General features: G+C 64.9%; 24 protein-coding genes and 1 tRNA gene. 3 read left to right on the top strand and 22 right to left on the bottom strand.

What is annotated here, in order from left to right:
- Positions 1-32: 32 nt before the first annotated feature.
- From AACH06_RS04830 to petA, 6 genes are all read right to left on the bottom strand, one after another.
- Positions 33-108 (bottom strand) — tRNA-Thr (locus AACH06_RS04830).
- Between the two features lie 91 nt (positions 109-199).
- A complete protein-coding gene (locus tag AACH06_RS04825) occupies positions 200-760 on the bottom strand; it encodes a ClpXP protease specificity-enhancing factor (RefSeq protein WP_341424490.1) in 561 nt (186 codons plus the stop codon).
- Between the two features lie 33 nt (positions 761-793).
- On the bottom strand, positions 794-1,405 hold the full coding sequence (locus AACH06_RS04820; RefSeq protein WP_341424489.1) for a glutathione S-transferase N-terminal domain-containing protein: 612 nt from the start codon (positions 1,403-1,405) through the stop codon (positions 794-796).
- Between the two features lie 130 nt (positions 1,406-1,535).
- Entirely contained in the window at positions 1,536-2,300 is a 765-nt protein-coding gene (locus tag AACH06_RS04815; protein WP_341424688.1) for a cytochrome c1, read from the bottom strand.
- 25 nt (positions 2,301-2,325) lie between these two features.
- Entirely contained in the window at positions 2,326-3,753 is a 1,428-nt protein-coding gene (locus AACH06_RS04810; protein WP_341424488.1) for a cytochrome b, read from the bottom strand.
- Between the two features lie 31 nt (positions 3,754-3,784).
- Positions 3,785-4,381 (bottom strand): ubiquinol-cytochrome c reductase iron-sulfur subunit, encoded by a 597-nt coding sequence (gene petA / locus AACH06_RS04805; protein WP_341424487.1) that lies wholly within the window; start codon positions 4,379-4,381, stop codon positions 3,785-3,787.
- Positions 4,382-4,667: 286 nt separating this feature from the next.
- Here petA and mscL point away from each other — a divergent pair, with 286 nt between their 5' ends.
- Positions 4,668-5,099: a large conductance mechanosensitive channel protein MscL gene (mscL, locus tag AACH06_RS04800; RefSeq protein ID WP_341424486.1), complete on the top strand. Its 432-nt coding sequence runs from the start codon at positions 4,668-4,670 to the stop codon at positions 5,097-5,099.
- Here mscL and pdxA read toward each other — a convergent pair.
- On the bottom strand, positions 5,090-6,100 hold the full coding sequence (gene pdxA, locus AACH06_RS04795; RefSeq protein ID WP_341424485.1) for a 4-hydroxythreonine-4-phosphate dehydrogenase PdxA: 1,011 nt from the start codon (positions 6,098-6,100) through the stop codon (positions 5,090-5,092). The two genes, mscL and pdxA, sit on opposite strands and share 10 nt — an antisense overlap.
- A gap of 35 nt (positions 6,101-6,135) precedes the next feature.
- Positions 6,136-6,885: a Nif3-like dinuclear metal center hexameric protein gene (locus tag AACH06_RS04790; protein ID WP_341424484.1), complete on the bottom strand. Its 750-nt coding sequence runs from the start codon at positions 6,883-6,885 to the stop codon at positions 6,136-6,138.
- 23 nt (positions 6,886-6,908) lie between these two features.
- Between AACH06_RS04790 and AACH06_RS04785 the strand changes: the two genes are divergently transcribed.
- Positions 6,909-8,090, top strand: a complete 1,182-nt coding sequence (locus tag AACH06_RS04785; RefSeq protein ID WP_341424483.1) for a Do family serine endopeptidase — start codon at positions 6,909-6,911, stop codon at positions 8,088-8,090.
- A gap of 116 nt (positions 8,091-8,206) precedes the next feature.
- On the opposite strand, the gene tatC is transcribed toward AACH06_RS04785, so the two are convergent.
- From tatC to hisI, 7 genes are all read right to left on the bottom strand, one after another.
- Positions 8,207-8,977: a twin-arginine translocase subunit TatC gene (gene tatC, locus AACH06_RS04780; RefSeq protein WP_341424482.1), complete on the bottom strand. Its 771-nt coding sequence runs from the start codon at positions 8,975-8,977 to the stop codon at positions 8,207-8,209.
- Entirely contained in the window at positions 8,974-9,471 is a 498-nt protein-coding gene (gene tatB / locus AACH06_RS04775; RefSeq protein WP_341424481.1) for a Sec-independent protein translocase protein TatB, read from the bottom strand. The genes tatC and tatB overlap by 4 nt, the downstream gene beginning before the upstream one ends.
- 63 nt (positions 9,472-9,534) lie before the next feature.
- Positions 9,535-9,771, bottom strand: coding sequence for a Sec-independent protein translocase subunit TatA (gene tatA / locus AACH06_RS04770; protein ID WP_341424480.1), 237 nt, complete (start codon positions 9,769-9,771; stop codon positions 9,535-9,537).
- A gap of 103 nt (positions 9,772-9,874) precedes the next feature.
- Positions 9,875-10,222 carry a histidine triad nucleotide-binding protein gene (locus tag AACH06_RS04765; RefSeq protein WP_341424479.1) on the bottom strand — a complete coding sequence of 116 codons (348 nt, stop codon included), beginning with the start codon at positions 10,220-10,222 and terminating at the stop codon, positions 9,875-9,877.
- Between the two features lie 25 nt (positions 10,223-10,247).
- Positions 10,248-10,628, bottom strand: a complete 381-nt coding sequence (locus AACH06_RS04760) for a DUF4870 family protein (protein ID WP_341424478.1) — start codon at positions 10,626-10,628, stop codon at positions 10,248-10,250.
- Entirely contained in the window at positions 10,625-10,987 is a 363-nt protein-coding gene (locus tag AACH06_RS04755) for a phosphoribosyl-ATP diphosphatase (RefSeq protein WP_341424477.1), read from the bottom strand. The genes AACH06_RS04760 and AACH06_RS04755 overlap by 4 nt, the downstream gene beginning before the upstream one ends.
- Before the next feature lie 7 nt (positions 10,988-10,994).
- Positions 10,995-11,414 (bottom strand): phosphoribosyl-AMP cyclohydrolase, encoded by a 420-nt coding sequence (gene hisI / locus AACH06_RS04750; protein ID WP_341424476.1) that lies wholly within the window; start codon positions 11,412-11,414, stop codon positions 10,995-10,997.
- Positions 11,415-11,560: 146 nt separating this feature from the next.
- On the opposite strand from hisI, the gene AACH06_RS04745 reads away from it, so the two are divergent.
- Complete coding sequence (locus AACH06_RS04745; protein WP_341424475.1) at positions 11,561-11,995, top strand: hypothetical protein; 435 nt, start codon at positions 11,561-11,563, stop codon at positions 11,993-11,995.
- A gap of 117 nt (positions 11,996-12,112) precedes the next feature.
- On the opposite strand, the gene AACH06_RS04740 is transcribed toward AACH06_RS04745, so the two are convergent.
- The 7 genes from AACH06_RS04740 to AACH06_RS04710 all read right to left on the bottom strand — a co-directional run bounded on the left by AACH06_RS04740 (position 12,113) and on the right by AACH06_RS04710 (position 18,590).
- Entirely contained in the window at positions 12,113-12,565 is a 453-nt protein-coding gene (locus AACH06_RS04740) for an NUDIX domain-containing protein (RefSeq protein WP_341424474.1), read from the bottom strand.
- Positions 12,562-13,449, bottom strand: a complete 888-nt coding sequence (locus AACH06_RS04735) for an ATP-binding protein (protein ID WP_341424473.1) — start codon at positions 13,447-13,449, stop codon at positions 12,562-12,564. Before AACH06_RS04735 ends, AACH06_RS04740 begins: the two co-directional genes overlap by 4 nt.
- Before the next feature lie 175 nt (positions 13,450-13,624).
- A complete protein-coding gene (locus AACH06_RS04730) occupies positions 13,625-15,481 on the bottom strand; it encodes a bifunctional metallophosphatase/5'-nucleotidase (RefSeq protein WP_341424472.1) in 1,857 nt (618 codons plus the stop codon).
- 164 nt (positions 15,482-15,645) lie between these two features.
- Positions 15,646-16,284 (bottom strand): ligase-associated DNA damage response endonuclease PdeM, encoded by a 639-nt coding sequence (gene pdeM, locus AACH06_RS04725; RefSeq protein WP_341424687.1) that lies wholly within the window; start codon positions 16,282-16,284, stop codon positions 15,646-15,648.
- 41 nt (positions 16,285-16,325) lie between these two features.
- On the bottom strand, positions 16,326-16,997 hold the full coding sequence (gene slmA / locus AACH06_RS04720; RefSeq protein WP_341424471.1) for a nucleoid occlusion factor SlmA: 672 nt from the start codon (positions 16,995-16,997) through the stop codon (positions 16,326-16,328).
- On the bottom strand, positions 16,997-17,683 hold the full coding sequence (locus AACH06_RS04715) for a pyrimidine 5'-nucleotidase (RefSeq protein ID WP_341424470.1): 687 nt from the start codon (positions 17,681-17,683) through the stop codon (positions 16,997-16,999). Before AACH06_RS04715 ends, slmA begins: the two co-directional genes overlap by 1 nt.
- Positions 17,673-18,590, bottom strand: coding sequence for a DMT family transporter (locus AACH06_RS04710; protein WP_341424469.1), 918 nt, complete (start codon positions 18,588-18,590; stop codon positions 17,673-17,675). Before AACH06_RS04710 ends, AACH06_RS04715 begins: the two co-directional genes overlap by 11 nt.
- Positions 18,591-18,628 lie beyond the last annotated feature (38 nt).

Below are 18,628 nucleotides of genomic sequence, written 5' to 3'. Positions count from 1 at the left end.
CGGGACAGGCCGTCTGATGGGGCTGGAACGGTTGGTGCCGGCTACCTGAATCGAACAGGTGACCTACCGCTTACAAGGCGGTTGCTCTACCAGCTGAGCTAAGCCGGCACTTCCTAAACACTTGATTTTAGGCGCTTTTGTGGGCGCGCTTCCCGCCGCGTGAGACCGGGTGGCTGCCCAGGACCCCGCGTACGCGGAATCACTTCACCCGTTTCAATGCGGGGCGCGGCGGCGGTGGCGGATCGTCACCATCCGTTGCGTCTGCAGACGGGGCGGGCGTCGCCGCGGCGGGTGGCGTGCCCGGTTCAGACCGCGCAAGCCTCAGGCCGCGACCCGAACGATCGGCGCCGGCCGGCTGGTGGTCGGAGCCCGCCGATGGCGGGGCCGCGGCGGCACCGTCAGCGGCGCCGGCGGGCATCGGGAACGCCATGCCCTGGCCGTTCTCGCGTGCGTAAATCGCAACCACATGATCAACCGGGACGATGATTTCGCGCGCCACGCCGCCGAATCGTGCCTTGAACTCGATGAAGTCGTTGCCCAGCTTCAGGCCACTGGTCGCTTCGAAGCCCACGTTCAGAACGATCTCGCTGTTCTTCACGTACTCCGTCGGAACCTGCACGCTCGAATCGACGAAGACCGCCAAGTACGGGGTGAAGCCGTTGTCCGTGCACCAGTCGTGCAAGGCCCGAACGAGGTAGGGGCGAGTGGACGTACCCTGGTTGTCAGGGCCAGACGGCGATTGGGGCGGCGTGTCGGTCATCGTCGAGGAGCTTGGCGGGCGGGCACAGCCAGCTTACTTGCGCATCACCTTTTCAGATGGGGTCAGTGCCTCGATGTAGGCTGGGCGCGAAAAGATGCGCTCAGCGTACTTCAGCAACGGCGCCGCGTTCTTGGACAGGTCAATACCGTAATAGTCCAGTCGCCACAGCAAGGGGGCGATGGCCACATCCAGCATCGAGAAGTCATCGCCCAGCATGAACTTGTTCTTCAGGAAGATGGGCGCGAGCTGGGTCAACCGGTCGCGGATCTGAGCCCGCGCCTTCTCCAGTTGCTTGTCGGTCCCCTTGATGCCGCGGCCCTCGAGGATGTTCACGTTCGCGAACAACTCTTTCTCGAAGTTGAAAAGGAACAGACGGACGCGTGCGCGTGCGACCGGGTCGCCGGGCATCAACTGCGGGTGAGGGAATCGCTCGTCGATGTACTCGTTGATGATGTGCGACTCGTACAGGATCAGGTCGCGCTCCACGAGGATGGGCACCTCGTTGTACGGGTTCATCAGCGCGATGTCTTCCGGCTTGGCGAACAGGTCGACGTCGCGGATCTCGAAGTCCATGCCCTTTTCAAACAGGACGAAACGGCAACGGTGCGAGTAGGGGCAGGTGGTTCCGGAGTAAAGCACCATCATGGGCGTGGGCTCCCTTCAAAGAGCAAGTCGAACAGCTGCCGCGAACGGCAAGAAACGCAAAACGCAGTGGCGCCATGGGGCGCGCACTGCGCGGTCCATCCCGGCGGCGCCTGACACCGCCGGGCCAGAGTTACTTCACATCTTTCCAGTACGCGGCATTCAGGCGCCAGGCGAACACGGTGAACACCGCCAGGAAGATCAAGACCCAAACACCAAGGCGAACACGCTGGCCCTGGGCGGGCTCACCCATCCACTGCAAGAAGGCCACCAGATCGGCCACGGCTTGGTTGTACTCCGCCGTAGTCAGCTTGCCAGGGGTGACCTGCTCGAAGGCCTTGAAGCGGTGAACTTTCTTCTCGTGATCGTGCGGATCCGCCACTTCTTCGAACACGGCGCGCTGCTGGCCCTGGAGTTCCCACAGCACATGAGGCATCGCCACGCTCGGGAACGCGAGGTTGTTCCAGCCGGTCGCCGTGGACTCATCGCGGTAGTAGCTGCGCAAGTAGGTGTAGAGGTAATCAGCACCCGACCCTTGACCAGCACGCGAACGCGCAATGACGGACAGATCAGGAGGCGCCGCGCCGAACCACTGCTTGCCCTGCTTCGGGTCAAGCGCCACCCGCATCGTTTCGCCCACCTTTTCAGCGGGGAACATCAGGTTGTCCTTGATCTGCTCGTCGGTCAGCCCCAGGTCGCGCATCCGGTTGTAGCGAACGAACGAAGCGCCGTGGCAGTTCAGACAGTAGTTGACGAACAGCTTGGCGCCATTCTGAAGCGACGCCATGTCGGTCATGCGCTCCGTCGGGAACTTGTCCCACTGCATGCCGCCTTCCGAAGCGATCGCGCCGCCGGCCAGGCACAGCGCAGCCATCCAGCCGGCAATGAGTTTTTTGATCATTTGAAAGCTCCTGCCGGTGATGTCAGTGCGGGTGGAAGGTCACACGATCGGGCACAGGCTTGAACGTGCCCAGTTGGCTCCACCATGGCATCAACAGGAAGAAGCCGAAGTAGAACAAGGTGCCCACTTGCGAGACGATCGTGCCGATCTGCGACGGCGGCTGGATGCCCAGATACGCCAGGATCAGGAAGAACACGACGAACACACCGTACAGGTACGAATGCCAGGTCGGACGATAGCGGATCGACTTGACCGGGCTGTGGTCCAGCCAGGGCAGGAAGAAGAGGATGACGACGGCACCGCCCATCACCACCACACCCCAGAACTTGGCGTCGAAGATGTTCAGCAAGGCAATGCCAACCACTGCGGCACCCAGCACGCCCACCTTGGCCGCACCACCGATCCGGCCCTTGAGCACGGTCGCGACCGCACCGAGTGCGACCACCGCACTGAGGACCTTGATCATGTCGTCGGTCGTGGCCCGCAGCATCGAGTAGAACGGCGTGAAGTACCAGACCGGCGCGATGTGCGGCGGCGTCTTCAGCGGGTCAGCCGGGATGAAGTTGTTGTACTCGAGGAAGTAGCCCCCCAGCTCCGGCGCGAAGAAGATGATCGCGCAGAAGATCATCAAGAACACGCTGACGCCAAGCAGGTCGTGCACCGTGTAGAAGGGGTGGAACGGGATGCCATCGAGCGGGATGCCCGTCTTCGGATCCTTCTTGGCCTTGATTTCAACGCCATCGGGGTTGTTGGACCCCACGTCGTGCAGGGCCAGCAGGTGGGCAACGACCAGGCCCAGCAGCACCAACGGCACCGCGATGACGTGGAAGCTGAAGAAGCGGTTCAGCGTCGCATCACCCACCACGTAGTCGCCGCGGATCAGCAGCGCCAGATCAGGGCCGACGAACGGCACGGCGGCGAACAGGTTCACGATCACCTGCGCGCCCCAGTAACTCATCTGCCCCCACGGCAGCAGGTAGCCCATGAAGGCTTCTGCCATCAGGCAAAGGAAGATGGCGCAGCCGAAGATCCAGACCAGCTCGCGAGGCTTGCGGTACGAGCCGTACAGCAGACCCCGGAACATGTGGAGGTACACGACGACGAAGAACGCCGACGCGCCGGTCGAGTGCATGTAGCGGATCAGCCAGCCCCACGGCACATCTCGCATGATGTACTCGACGCTGGCGAATGCCACGGGGACACCGGCAGCATTCAAGCTCGCATCGGGCTTGTAATGCATCACCAGGAAGATGCCGGTGACGATCTGGATCACCAGCACCAGCAGCGCCAGCGAACCGAAGAAGTACCAGAAGTTGAAGTTCTTCGGAGCGTAGTACTCCGACATGTGCTTCTTGTACTCGTCGAACGCCGTCGGGAAGCGGTTCTCGAACCAGAGGGAGACCTTCTGAGCGATCGGCGCGTCGGCCGGCGCGACTTTGAATTCAGCCATGGTTGCCTTTCTTGGGGTCCTGTCGCGCCGTTCAGGCCGTCTTGCTCACGCCGATCAGCAGCTTGGTGTCGGAGAGGTACATGTGCTCCGGCACTTCCAGGTTGTCGGGCGCTGGCTTGTTCTTGAACACCCGGCCGGCCATGTCGAAGGTCGAGCCATGGCAGGGGCACAGGAAGCCGCCCTTCCAGTCGTCGGGCAGCGAAGGCTGCGCGCCGGTGGCGAACTTGTCGGACGGCGAACAGCCCAGGTGCGAGCAAATGCCGACCACCACGAGGTACTCCGGCTTGATCGAGCGGCCTTCGTTTTTCGCGTACTCGGGAATCGGATAAGCCTTGCGTTCAGAGTTGGGGTCCGCGAGGCTGGCCGTGTTGGCCTTCAGGCTTTCCAGCTGCTCCTTCGTGCGGCGCACGATCCACACCGGCTTGCCCCGCCACTCGACGGTCTTCTTCTCGCCGGGTTTCAGGTCGCCGATATCGACCTCGACCGGGGCACCCGCCGCCTTCGCCCGCTCGGACGGAGCGAAGGTGCTGACAAAGGGCACGGCCGCCGCCACGCCACCCACGGCACCTGCGCAGCTGGTGGTGATCAGCCACGTGCGCTTGCCTTGGTCCACCGCGTTATCACTCATGGGGGTCCTTCTTGGAGCTCTAGAAGACTGGGGAGACGCTGCGTGCCCTTCACTGCGCGTCAGCCAGCACCGGATTTGGCGCCGAGCAAGGGTCGCAATCTCGGGCAATCCGGCATTTTAGCGGACAAGACACCCTCTCCCGACCTGACTCAGCGCCCATGCAAACCCAGGGCTGGCGGGCGCGGGGCGGCTGACACGCCTGGCGCGGCGGCATACTGCGCCCGGATGCGGCTGAAAGCCACCTGAGGCGGAGGGTGCATTCCAATCAACCAAAAGGAGTTCTCACATGGGGTTCGCGACGGAATTCAAGGAATTCGCGATGAAGGGCAATGTCGTCGACCTGGCGGTCGGCGTCATCATCGGCGGCGCATTTGGCAAGATCGTTGATTCGATCGTCGCCGATCTCATCATGCCGCTGGTGGGCGTGATCTTCGGCGGGCTGGACTTTTCCAACTACTTCATTCCGCTGGCCGGGCAGACGGCCACCAACTTGGCCGACGCGAAGAAGGCAGGGGCCGTGTTCGCCTACGGCAGCTTCATCACGGTGGCGCTGAACTTCATTCTTCTGGCGCTGATCATCTTCATCATGATCAAGCAGATCAATCGGCTGAAGCGCCATTCCACCGAGACGGCCCCGGCCGCGCCGGCTGAGCCGCCCCCGACCCCGGAAGACGTGGTGCTGCTGCGCGAAATTCGCGACTCGCTTCGTCAGCGTTGACGCTGTGGGCCCGCCAGGCGGCGGGCCATGCGTGCCGCCGCGATCAGGCTGGACGGATCGGCGCGGCCGGTGCCCGCCAGATCGAAGGCGGTGCCGTGATCCGGGCTGGTGCGAACGAAGGGCAGCCCCAGCGTCACGTTGACCCCCTGCTCGACCCCGAGATACTTGACCGGGATCAACCCATGGTCGTGTGTCATTGCCACCACAAAGTCGAATTCACCGGTATGCCCAGGCGCATGGCGCGCCCGCATGAACACCGTGTCCGGCGCATAGGGGCCGCGGGCATCCACACCTTCGGCACGGGCGCGGTCGATGGCGGGCTGGATGATGCGCATCTCTTCATCCCCAAAGAGCCCCCCCTCGCCTGCGTGGGGGTTGAGCCCGGCCACCGCGATGCGCGGTTGCGGCACGCCGAAGCGCTGCGCGGCCTCGTGCGTGATGCGCAGGGTCTGCAAGATGCCCGGCTCGTCCAGCATGTCGATGGCACGGCGCAGCGAGACGTGGATGGTGACCAGCACCACCCGCAATTCTTCGTTGGCGAGCATCATTCGCACCGGCGGCGGCTCGGCCAAGCCGAACTGCTGGGTCGCCAGTGCCTGCAGCATTTCGGTGTGGCCCGGGAAATCCACACCAGCCGCCGCGAGCGCCTCTTTGTGGATGGGGGCCGTCACGATGCCAGCCACGCGGCCAGAGGCCACTTCCGACACCGAAGCTCTGATGCATGCTGCGGCGCCCTGACCCGCCAGCGCGCTGATCTGCCCCCACGGCAAGTCGCCCAATCCCCGCGGCAGGCCGGGCGGCTGCCACACCGGCATCACACCGTTGGGCACCAAGTCGAGGTCGGCTGGCGAATCCAGACTGGCCAACAGACGATCCAGCCCGAGCACCTTCATCGCACGGCGCATGACCTGCGCGTCGGCGCAGACCACCGCATCGCCCAGATCACCCCGGTGCCAGGCACTCGCGATGATTTCAGGCCCGATGCCACAGGGATCGCCCATGGTCACGAGCAAGGGAGCTTGACTCACTGCAGCGCTCATGCCGGGTTGTCGATCTCGATGAACTCGTGCGCCAACCCCAGCGCTTCGGCCAGGCGCGCCCCGACAGCTGGCGCGCCGTAGCGCTCAGTCGCATGATGTCCGCAGGCCAGGAACGCGACGCCCGTCTCGCGCGCCAGATGCATCTGCGGTTCCGAGATTTCCCCGGTGATGAAAGCGTCGGCGCCCGCGGCAATGGCCGACTCGAAATAGCCCTGCGCTCCGCCCGTGCACCAGGCGATACGGCGCAACGTGCGGCCATCTCCCGGGGCCACCACCGGCGCGCGACGCAAACGTGAGTCAACCTGCGCTGCCAGATCCGACAGTGTCACCGCTGCACCTGCATCACCGATGAACCCCAGATCTTGATCGCCAAAGCGGCGATCAGACTGCAGCCCCAGTTCTGCGCCGAGTCGGGCGTTGTTGCCCAAGGTCGGATGGGCGTCCAGTGGCAGGTGGTAGGCAAACAGATTGACGCCGGAGACCATCAATCGTTCCACGCGGGCTTTGAGCCAGCCCGTCAGGCGCCCATCCTGCCCGCGCCAGAACAAACCGTGGTGGACGAAGATCATGTCGGCTTGCGCCTGAACTGCCGCGTCGATCAACGCCAGGCTCGCCGTCACGCCGGAAACGACCTTGCGGATCTGGTCGCGGCCCTCCACCTGCAGACCGTTCGGCCCATAATCCTTGAACCGTTCCGGTGCCAGCAACTGCTGCAAAAAGCCATCGACCTCGGCCCGTGTTGCCATCGGACATTCACTCCTTCAGCGTCATGCGCAGAATCTGGCTCGTATTCTCACAGACGGTCACCGTGGCCGTCGCCGTGATGTTCGTCGTAGGCACCTTCAAGCCGGAATGGCTGCAGCGGAGCTCGCTCGTAGGTGTCGCGACACGCGCCGTCTCCAATTCGGACGGCAATGTGCCGGTGGCCATGGCGACCACCGCCGGACCGGTCCAGCCCTTGACCGCCGCCGCGCGACGAGCCGCCCCAGCGATCGTCAGCGTGACCGCCAGCAAGGCACCCGCGGCAATCAACGACCCGCGGGCGCAAGACCCCTGGTTCCGCTTTTTCTTCGGGCAACAGCCGCAGCGCCAGGAACCGCAGATCGGTCTGGGTTCAGGCGTGATCGTGTCGCCTGAAGGCTATCTGCTGACCAACAACCACGTGGTCGACGGCGCCGACGACATCCAGGTTCGGCTGTCAGACGGGCGTGAAGCGCAGGCCAAACTGGTGGGCACCGACCCCGAAAGCGACGTCGCGGTGCTGAAGATCGAGCTGGACAGGCTGCCCACCGTGACCCTGGGCAACATCGAACAGCTGCAGGTCGGCGACTCGGTACTCGCCATCGGCAACCCATTCAATGTGGGTCAGACGGTCACCTCGGGCATCGTCAGCGCGTTGGGTCGCACGGGCCTGGGGCTCTCGACCTTCGAAAACTTCATTCAGACCGATGCCGCCATCAACCCCGGCAATTCGGGCGGTGCGCTGATCGACGTGAACGGCAACCTCATCGGCATCAACACCGCCATCTACTCACGCTCGGGTGGCAGCATGGGGATCGGCTTCGCGATCCCGATCGATCTGGCGCGGCAGGTGATGGAAGGCCTGGTGCGCGACGGCCGAGTCACCCGCGGCTGGATCGGCGTGCAACCGCGCGATCTCGACCCGGAGTTCGCCCAGAGCTTCAAGTTGCCCGTTCATGAGGGCGTGCTGATCACTGGCGTGCTGCAAGACGGCCCGGCCAGCGCAGCCGGCATGAAGCCGGGCGACGTCGTCGTACGCATCGGCGACAAGAGCGTGCGCAACACGGCGCAGTTGATGAACGCGGTGGCGGCGCTCCAGCCCCAATCGCAAGCGGTGATCGGTGTTCAGCGCGGCGACCAGGCGCTGGAGCTCAAGGTCACCGTGGCTCAGCGCCCGCAGTCGAGCGCGGCGCAACGCAACCCGGACTGACCCCCGGAGCACAACGTCGTAGTGCCGACGTCGCCCTCGTCGTGCACCCCGCCTGCCATCATGGCGAAATGGCCTCGCCTTCGCCTTCGCCAAGGCGGAGGCAGGCCCGGTGCGAGTCAATCGTCTGAAGCGGGCGGCTGGGTGTGCTTGATGAAGAACCCGGCAGCAAAGATGCCCAGCTCGTAGAGCAGACACATCGGTATGGCCAGCGCCAGCTGCGACACCACATCCGGCGGCGTGATGACCGCGGCGATGATGAATGCCACGACGACGAAGTAGCCGCGGAACTCACGCAGCTTGTCGACGCTGACCACCCCCATGCGCGCCAGCACCACCACCACAATCGGCACTTCGAAAGCCGCACCGAAAGCGACGAACATCGTCAGCACGAAGCCCAGGTAGGCCTCGATATCGGGCGCGGCGGTGATGCTCTTGGGCGCAAAGCTCTGGATGAACGCGAAGACCTTGCCGAAGACAAAAAAGTAGCAAAACGCCACACCGGCAAAGAAGAGCAGCGTGCTCGACACCACCAAGGGCAGCACCAGCTTTTTCTCGTGGCTGTACAGCCCCGGCGCCACGAAGGCCCAGACCTGGTACAGCACAAAGGGCAACGCCAGCAGGAAGGCGGCCATCAGCGTGATCTTCAGTGGCACCAGGAACGGCGAGATCACATTGGTTGCGATCATCGTCGCCCCTTGCGGCAGCGTCGAGACCAGCGGCGCCGCCAACAGGTCGTACAGACCGGCCGGACCAGGGAAGAAGGACAAGGCACCAAACGCCACCCCCACGGCGATCAGGGCGCGCACCAGCCGGTCGCGCAACTCGATCAGATGGGAGACGAAAGGGGCTTCGGTGCCTTCGAGTTCGTCCTTGGGTTCCGCGCTCATCGAGCCGCTCCGCCAGAGGTTGGCGGCCGGAATCGCGCCACGCGCGCGGCGCCCGATTGCACATGCCGGCGCACGCCTTCGCGTTGCTTGTACCAAGCCGGTACCGCACCGCGCTTGATGCGCCAGTTCTTGCGGGGATGCTGATAGACGGGCGGAGCCGGGGTCCAGGCGTCGTGGCTGTCCGCGGCGGGGCCATTCAATGCAGCGGACGCCTCGTTCCAGCTCTGCGACAAGCTGGACGTGGCGTCATGGACCTCAGTGCGCACCGTGGTCTCCACGTCGCGGGCGGCGGTCTCGAACTGCGACTTCATTTTCTGCAGTTCTTCGAGCTCGATAGACCGGTTGACCTCGGCTTTCACCTCGGCCACATAGCGCTGCGCCTTGCCCACCAGATGGCCCACCGTGCGGGCCACGCGAGGCAGCTTCTCGGGGCCGATGACGATCAAGGCCACGGCGCCGATGAGGGCAATCTTGTCGAATCCGAAGTCAATCATGCGTCGCAAGCCGCACCATCACCCAGGCTGCCGGCGGCAGCCCGGTTCAGGCGCGAAACCAGCTCAAACCTTGTTTTTGGCTTCGACGTCGACGGTGTTGGCGTCGTTCGCCTTGCTGGACGTGACCTGCTGAGACGGCGGCAGCGGCTCGCCGGACTCGGCTCCGCCCTTGACACCATCCTTGAAGCCCTTGACGGCCGAGCCCAGGTCAGAGCCGACGTTCTTGAGCTTCTTGGTGCCGAAGATCAGCACCACGACCAGCAGCACGATCAGCCAATGCCAGATGCTGAACGATCCCATGACGTATCTCCAAAGACCAACGATGGATTGTAAGAGTGCGGTCGGCCTCGCCGGGTTCAACCCGCAGCGTCGGCACCGCTGTGAAGACGGATGGTGAAGGCGTTCAGCCCTTGGCCCACGGGCGCGGGCCGCCAAAAACGTGCATATGGAGGTGGAAAACCTCCTGCCCGCCATCGCGCCCGGTGTTGATCACCTGCCGGAATCCGCCTGTGACACCGGCATCCGCCATCAGCTTCGGAGCAAGCACCATCATCTTGCCCATCAAGGCGCGATCGTCCGGGGTGACAGATTCCATGCTGACGATGTGCCTTTTCGGAATGACCAGCAGGTGCACCGGCGCCCACGGGTTGATGTCGTGAAAGGCCATCACATCCTCGTCCTCGAAGACCTTTTTCGACGGGATCTGCCCGGCAATGATCTTGCAGAAGATGCAGTTGGGGTCTGTGCTCATCGGGTGCTCTTCCTGGATTGCTTCGTCAAACCGGCATCGGCCGGCGGTCGTTCAGCGCCAGCCAGCCGCGAACGACGCGGTAGAGGAACCAGATCGAGATGCCGGTCCAGGCGATCCACCCTGGCAGCACGAACAGCGCCCACAGCGGCGCGGTGAGCAGGTACAGGCCTGCCGCCCACACCACGCTGCGGATGCGCCAGCGGAAGTGACTCTCCTGCCAGGTGCCCGCCGCATCCTCGCGCTTGACCAGGTCGAGAATGAAGGCCACCAACAGCAGCAGCACCCCCGGTTGCGCCCCCGGCAACACCGCGCCGATGGCCACCACCGCATGCAACGCATAGCTGACATGGCCCAGGGTGCGTAGAGACTCCTCGCGGTTGGTATCGATGGTGGTCACCTCGTTCATTGCGCTTCTCCTTGCTCACGCTGCTGCGCTTTGCGCGCCGCGAACTCTTCCAGCCCGGACAGACCCTCGCGCCGCTCCAGCTCGGCCAGCACATCCGCCGGGGTGAGGCCGAACTGGGCCAGCGCGATCATCGAGTGAAACCACAAGTCCGCCACCTCATAGACGATCTTCTGTCGATCCCCGTCCTTGGCGGCCATCACCGTCTCGGTGGCTTCTTCGCCGATTTTCTTCAGGATGGCATCCGTGCCCTTGTGGAACAGGCGCGCGACATAGCTTTTGTCAGGGTCGCCCTGGCGCCGGTTGTCGATGACCTCGGCCAGGCGACGCAAGGTGTCATTGGAGCTGGGAGAAGCAGACATCGAACCGTCACTCTCGCGGGCTGTGGCCCGATGGGCCCTGGCTGTAAATGTGGGTGGGATCCTTCAGCACAGGGTCCACAGGTGTCCATCGGTCGCCATCCAGGCGCTCGAAGAAGCAGCTGTGGCGCCCGGTGTGGCACGCGATGCCGGGATCATGTCCCAGTTGCGTGACTTTCAGCAGCACCACATCCTGGTCGCAATCGAGCCGAATCTCGTGCACCTTCTGGATGTGACCCGACTCTTCACCCTTGTGCCACAGCCGTTGGCGCGAGCGGCTGAAATAGACCGCTTCGCGCAGTTGCGCCGTCTGTGCCAGGGCCTCGCGATTCATCCACGCGAACATCAGCACGTCACCCGTGCCGGCCTCTTGGGCAATCACCGGCACCAAGCCCTGCCCGTCCCAGCGAACACGATCCAGCCATTCCATGCGGTCAGTGTAGCGGTGACGCGGCGCCTCCCCAGTTTGCGGGACAAGCCCCCCTAGTGAGCAGGCTAGGCCATCCAGCCGGCGAGCGCGATCCTCTCGCCCGCGCTGGATGAGTCCGGCGCACCCGTAGTCACAAAGGACAACCCATGAAGAGCACCAGCATCCGTCGCACCGCATCTTGCCTCGCCAAGGCCGCCCTCGTCGCCGGCATCTCCGGCGTCGCCCTGCCCAGCATGGCCGACTGCATCCAGGATCAGTATGGCAACCAGTACAACCTGACCTTCGACACGACGCATTTCTCGATCACCGGCACGGCCAAGATGGCCCAGTGCGGCGGCGACGAGTGGCCCATCGTCGGCAGCTACTCCGGCTCTGATTTCAACAAGCGCCAGCAAGCCATCACCTTCGCCAACGCGACGGCCAACGCCAGCTGCACTTTTGGCCCGTTCATGCTGAAGGGCAAGTACCCGAAGTTTGCGTGGTACTACAACACCGGCTATGGCGGCCAGGAGAGCAAGTTCGTCGCCTGCACCGTTGAAGCCGTCCCGACCTCGGCACCCGGCCAAGGCGCGCAGCGCTGATCGTCTCGGCAGGTTGAAGACCCAAGGCGGCCCGCGAGGCCGCCTTGTTCGTTTCCGGCCCGCCGCAGCCAATGGCCGAACGGTGCGGCCGACCCATCGGCCCCGAAGGCCGCCGCGTCAATCGCGGTGGGTGGGCCCGACGTGGCCGCGCTCCGCGGCAAACCACTGCAACACCGGGATGGTGCCTGGCAACACCGGCGCGCTGTCCACCGGCAGGCTTTCCCAGGCCATGGACTGGCCTTCACGCATCTCGAACGGCCCCGACCATTCGTAGACCTTGCGGAAGTGCAGCCGGACCCGCGCGTGGGGATAGTCCATCACAAGCTCCTGCCACGCATAGCTGTCGCCAATGGTGATGCCCAGCTCCTCGTGCAGCTCGCGCGCCAGCGCCGCATGCACCGTCTCACCCGCTTCGAGCTTGCCACCCGGGAACTCCCAGTAGCCAGCGTAGACCTTGCCCTCGGGCCGTGATGTCAGCAAGAAGCGTCCTTCCTGCCCCTGCGCATCACGCTCGACCAACACGCCCACCGCCACGTCGACGGGCGTCCTCTCTTCCGTTGGCATGCTCATGCGCCCTTCCCCGCCACTGCCCACCGCCCGGCCAGATCGCGGGCAAACTGATGGGCCACACGCCCGGAGCGAGAACCCCGCTCCAGCGCAAACACCAGCGCCTCCGGGCGCGCCGCGTCGATCTCTTCGGCGGTCAAGCCATGATGCCGCAGCCATTGATCCACGATGGCCAGGTATTCGTTCTGGCTGAAGGGGTAGAAGCTGATCCACAAGCCGAACCGCTCGGACAACGAGATCTTTTCTTCCACCACCTCTCCGGGATGGACCTCGCCGTCCTCCGTGTGCTGGTAGCTCAAGTTGTCCTTCATGTACTCGGGCAGCAGGTGGCGACGGTTGCTGGTGGCGTAGATCAGCAGGTTGTCCGAAGCCTGCGCCACCGAACCATCGAGCATGGACTTCAGCGCCTTGTAGCCCGGCTCGCCCTCGTCAAAGCTCAGGTCATCACAAAAGACCACAAAGCGCTCTGACCGATCGGCGACGAGGTCGACCAGGTCAGGCAAATCGACGAGATCGGCCTTGTCCACCTCGATCAGGCGAAGGCCGCGCGCGGAGTATTCGTTCAGGCACGCTTTGATCAGCGAGCTCTTGCCCGTGCCACGCGCACCGGTGAGCAACACGTTGTTCGCCGATGCGCCCGCCACGAACTGCTCGGTGTTGCGCGCCAAACGCTCTTTCTGGGCGTCAACCTCTTTCAAGTCGGCCAGGCGGATGCCGGCCACGTGCCGAACGGGTTCGAGCACGCCAGCGCCAGCGCGCTTTCGATAGCGAAACGCCACCGAGGCCGACCAATCCGGAGCAGCCAGGGGGCGAGCGAGCGTGGCCTGGAGCCGGTCGATCAGGCGATCGACCTTGTCCAGCAAGGCGTCAATCTTCGCGGAATCCATGGGCGCCGAGTGTAGTGAACGGCGCCGGCCTCACGGCACGGCCGCCGGACCACGGATAGGCCCGCCTGAGGCAGTGGCATGGCGGCCCATGACCAGCCCATGACCAGCCCATGACGAGCCCATGACAAGCCGAGCGAGCCGCCCTGCAGCCCGCCATGCCAGCGCACCGACCTCGTCAGGGGCAGGCGGTGCCGCCGTCCAGCCGCACGATGCGGGGCTTGCCCAGGTTGGCGTCGAGCGGGTCGTACGGCGGGTTCGGCGCCTTGAACGCCGTCAGGTAGCGCTCCAGCGCGTCGATGTCCTGCGCGCCACCCAGGCGATTCGTGCCGCCCTTTAGCACCGTGAAGCCATCACCGCCGTCCGCCAGGAAGTTGTTCACCGTCACCCGCCAGGTGCGGCTGCCCTGCACGACCTCGCCGTTGCTGACCAGCGTCTCCGTGACGCCGCCGACCGTCAACGTCGCCTGGCGCACCTTGGCGCCGCAGGCTTGGTTGTGGTCCCACTCGTAGCGCAGGCCGTTGGACGGCAGCAGAACCCGTGCAAACGTCGTCTGGCCGAAACAGTTCGGGAACTGCTGCTCGAGCACATCGCGGATCTGCTGGGTCGTCAAGGTCATCGTGACCAGGCTGTTGCCGAAAGGCTGGACAGTGAACGACTCGCCGTACGTGACGTTGCCATCACCCTCGTTGGCCGGGCTGTTGGCGTAGATGAAGCCCGGGTTGCGCACGCCGCCCGGGTTCATCAGCGCGAGTTGGGCGCCACCAAAATCGGGCGCGGCCGTCGCGGCCAACTGCGAGTCGGCAATCAGATCGCCCGCTGGCATGTTGCAAGCGGCGTCACGGGTGTTGAGCACATCACGGGCGATGCTGCCAATCACGCGGTTGGCGATCGGGGTCGACAAGGTCTTGTAGGCCGCGACGATCGAGGCGATCTGCGCATCGGGCGTGATGCCCACGTTGCTGCGGTCGACCACCTTGTTCAAGGCCACGGTCTGGGTGACGTCGCGCGTCTTGGTGTCGATCGTCAGGTCGATGTCGGTCAACACCCGGCCCTGGGTGTTGGCACTGGTGACTGGAATGAGGCGCCCGGTGGACAGCGGCAACTGGCAGTTGTACGCGGCATGGGTGTGGCCGGTGACAACCAGGTCCACCGCACCATCCAGCTGGCCGACGATCGTCTTGATCGGCGAGCCTTCCAGGCCGCCCACGCAGCCGTTGATGTCCACCGGCGACGGTGCCGTCTGAACGCCGCCCTGGTGGATGAGCACGACGATCGATTCCACGCCCTGCGCCCGCAGCTGCGGCACCAGCGCATTCACCGTCTGCGCTTCATCGTTGAACACCAGGCCCTTGACGCCCGAGGGCGTGACGATCTGCGGGGTGTCCTTCAGCGTCATGCCGATGAAGGCGATCTTCACCGACCGGCCGTTCACGTCGAGCTTCTTGATGCCGTAGGGCGCGAACAGCGTACGGCCGCTGTTCTTGTGCACGACGTTGGCGGCCAGGAAGCGGAACTTCGCGCCTTCGAAGGGCACGGGCGTGCCCACATCAGCACCGCGGCAGCTGTTCGCGGTGTCCGTCGGGTGGCAGCCACCGCGCTGCATGCGCAGCAGCTCGTCCTTGCCATCGTCGAACTCATGGTTGCCCACGGCGTTGAAATCCAGGCCCGCCCGGTTCATGACTTCGATCGTGGGCTCGTCGTGGAACAGGGCCGAGACCAGGGGGCTGGCACCGATCAGGTCGCCCGCCGACACGACAATGGTGTTCGGATTGGCGGCTCTCGCCGCGGCGATGTAGCCCGCCGCGTAGTCGGCACCGCCCGCAGGCACGGCGGGTGAATCGACGTTGGCACGGAAGGTACCCGGCGATTCGAGCTGCCCATGGAAGTCGTTCAAGGCCAGGATCTTGACGACCCCGGTGGTGGGCTTGCCGGTCTTGGCGTCGTTCGACGGCGCGGCGGCGCTGGCGCAGCCGATCAGGGCCACGCCCATGGCAATGGCGGTCAACGCATGGCGGGCGGAATGTGAAGGCATCTCGGAACTCGCTTCGGAAAGGTTGGAAGAAACGACCGCAAGCAGCACAGGCATGGCCGGCCCTCGCGCCGAAAAGTGTCGTATTGGAATCGCGAATGGTGTCCTTTGGATGAAGCCCCCACGGGCCCCCCCTAATTCGCGAATGTCACGGTCAGGAGGGGCTCTCAAGGCAGGCGTAACACCTGCACACCATCCGTGACGAAACACTGATCACCGGCCTGCCGAGCGATCACTTTGAGACCGGTGAATTCACCGAAAGAGGGCAGCACCAGCACATCCTGGTGCAGATGAAATGCCGGCAAGCGCAGGCGGTCGAAACCGGTGCCACCCACCACGGCCGCGGGGTGCCAATGCCCGGCCACCACGTGCGTGCCCGCCAACCGCTTCGGGTGATGGCTGAGCGCGAACGGGCCGCAAGCATGAGGCTCATCCACCACCTGCAGCCCGGCCTCATCAGGCGGGTCGCCAGCGCGCTCGTCGTGGTTGCCGCGCACCAGCGTCAAGCGCAGCGCCGGCCGCGCCGCCCGCCAAGTGGCAAACGTGGCCACGCCTGGGCCGGTGCGCGCCCTGGCGGAGTGCAGGAAGTCGCCGAGGAACACCACTTCCTCGGCCTGCCACTCGTCAATCAGTGCGCCCAACCGAGCGAGGTTCTGCTGGGTGGTGCCGCCGGGCACAGGCACACCCCAGCGTCGAAAGCTGTGGGCCTTGCCCAGGTGAAAGTCGGCCACCAGCAACACACGCCCTTCGGGCCAGAACGCAGCCCGGTCAGGACACAGCCAGAGACGACTGCCGGCCCACGCCAGCTCGATGGACGAGGCGCTCAGAGTGAGACACCCTCAAGGGTTCAGGTGAGCAGGCCCAGCGCGATGTCGAGCTGCTCGGTCGGGCTGCGCTTGAAGCCCGAGCGGGCATAACGGTGCAGGCGACCGACGATGAACGAAGTCAGCGCCGAAGCGCGCCCGTTGGCTTCGACGGTGGGCGTGTTCGATCCGGCCTCGTCGGCCGCTTGGCGCAGGCTCTGGCGAAGTTGCGACTCGACCCGGTCGAAGAACTGGTTCATGCGGGCCGTGAGGCGCTCGTTTTCGAACACCAGCGCATCGCCGACCATCACACGCGTCATGCCGGGGTTCTTCTCGCCAAACTGGAGCACCACCTGGGTGATGCGCTGAGCCTGGACGGAGCCGCTGGATTCGCGTTCGACGATTTGGTTGATGAGCCCGAAGATGCTGGATTCGATGAACTCGATCAGCCCTTCGAACATCTGCGCCTTGCTGGCGAAATGACGATAGAGCGCCGCCTCACTCACCGACAGCGCCGCCGCAAGTGCGGCGGTGGTAATGCGCTCGGCCCCGGGTTGCTCCAGCATGGACGCCAGCGTCTGCAGAATCTGCACACGGCGCTCGCCAGGCTTGGGGCGTTTGCGGGTGGGGGTATCGGTGGCGGCAGCGGCCGGCTCAGCAGCCACTTCGGGTTGCGGTGCCTCGGCCGCTTCGGTTTCTTCGGGCAGGTCAGGCATCACGGCAAACGGCGCAACTGTTGTAGCGAAGAGATTCTTGCACACACATAGGCCGGCCTCCGGTGCAGGTAAACACCAACTTCCGGGCCGTGCGCCCCTCGCTTCACCCAGCGCTGCATCCACACGGTGCGCATGCCCACCGCCCGCGCCGACTTTTGGTGAACCAGGGTGTCTTCAACGAGCACACAGCGGCCGGCCGGAACACCCAGCCGCGCCACCAGCGATCGAAACATCCGAGCATCGGGCTTGGGCCGCCAGTGGCCAAACATCGTCATCTGTTCGATGCCGATCACGCCATCGACATACTTCAACATGCCCAGGCGCCTGAGCACCCTTTCGGCATAAGCCAGCGGCGCGTTGGTGAGGATGTACTTGCGCCCGCGCAAACGCCGAAGCGCGGCCACATCGTGCGGGTCGGTGGCGGCGTCTTGCTCCAGCGTCGGCAGCAAGTGGGTGTGGTGCAGGAAATGCGCGGGACGAACGCCGTGGTGCCGCATCAAGCCCAGCAACGTGGCGCCATAGCGATGCCAGTAGTGGCCTCTCAAACGATCGGCCTCTTCGGCGCTGACCTGCAGTTCTCGGGCGATGTACTCGTTCATCGCACCGTCCAGGCAGCGAAACGACGACACCGCTGCGTTGTGCAACGTGTTGTCCAGGTCGAACAGCCAAACCTTTTCAGCCGCCATGGGCCTGAGCGGTGCGCCGTGCGTCACGGCGGCCGAGGGCGGCGATGCTGGCCAGCATCAGCAACGCCCCCAACCATTGCGAGGCAGACAGTGACTGATCCAGCAAAACCGCGGCGAGCAGCACCGCGGTGAGCGGTTCCACCAACGTAGCCACCGTCAATGCGGTGGGGCTGAGGCGTGCAGCGCCCCAGCTGAAGGCCAACAGGGCCAACGCAGCCGTCACCAGGCCAAGATACAGCAGCCACGCCTCCGGAGGAATGTCACCCGGCCAAGCCAGCGGCGCGTACAGCGCACTCAAGCCCATCACCGCCGCTGCCACCACCGTCAAGCCCATCGTGGCGGGACCCGCGCCCAGTGCTTGAGACAAGCGCCCACTCACGAGCGTGAAACCAGCGTACAGCACCGCCGACGCCACGGAAAACAACACGCCTGCGATGAGGGTGGCCGCATCGGTGCCCGCAGACACGCCACCATGCCTCACCACCACCAGCGCCGTGCCACCGAGCGCGGCCCCGAGGGTGGCGACCAAGCTGAGATCCAGCCCCTCTCGGCCGCGAACCACCGACACGAGGGTGACCAGCACCGGCGGCAGGCACAAGGCGATCAAAGTCGGGATGGCCGCGCCGATCCGGGCGATGCCGAGAAACCAGCACAGCACGTAGAGCGCCATACAAGCGCCGGCCCCGACGAGCAGCAGCGCCTGTTGGCGCACCTTGGGCCACACCAGCGGACGGGCGAACAGCGCCAGCAGCAGCACCGCGCCGACGACAAATCGCCAGAACGAGATGCTCTCCGGGCTGAGGCCGAACCGGGCAATCAGCAGATTGACGACAAGCGCGCCCGTCCCCCAGAGGAACGCGGCACCACAAGCCGCGGCCATGGCGGCGGACGATGAACGGGGGCTCACCACGCAGCGCGCTCAAGGCGATGAGGGGGAGCGCCGGA

It is taken from the genome of Ideonella lacteola (assembly GCF_038066555.1).
In the GTDB taxonomy this organism is placed as follows: Bacteria; Pseudomonadota; Gammaproteobacteria; order Burkholderiales; family Burkholderiaceae_C; genus Ideonella; species Ideonella lacteola.
This window is presented reverse-complemented; position numbering and strand designations above follow the sequence as displayed.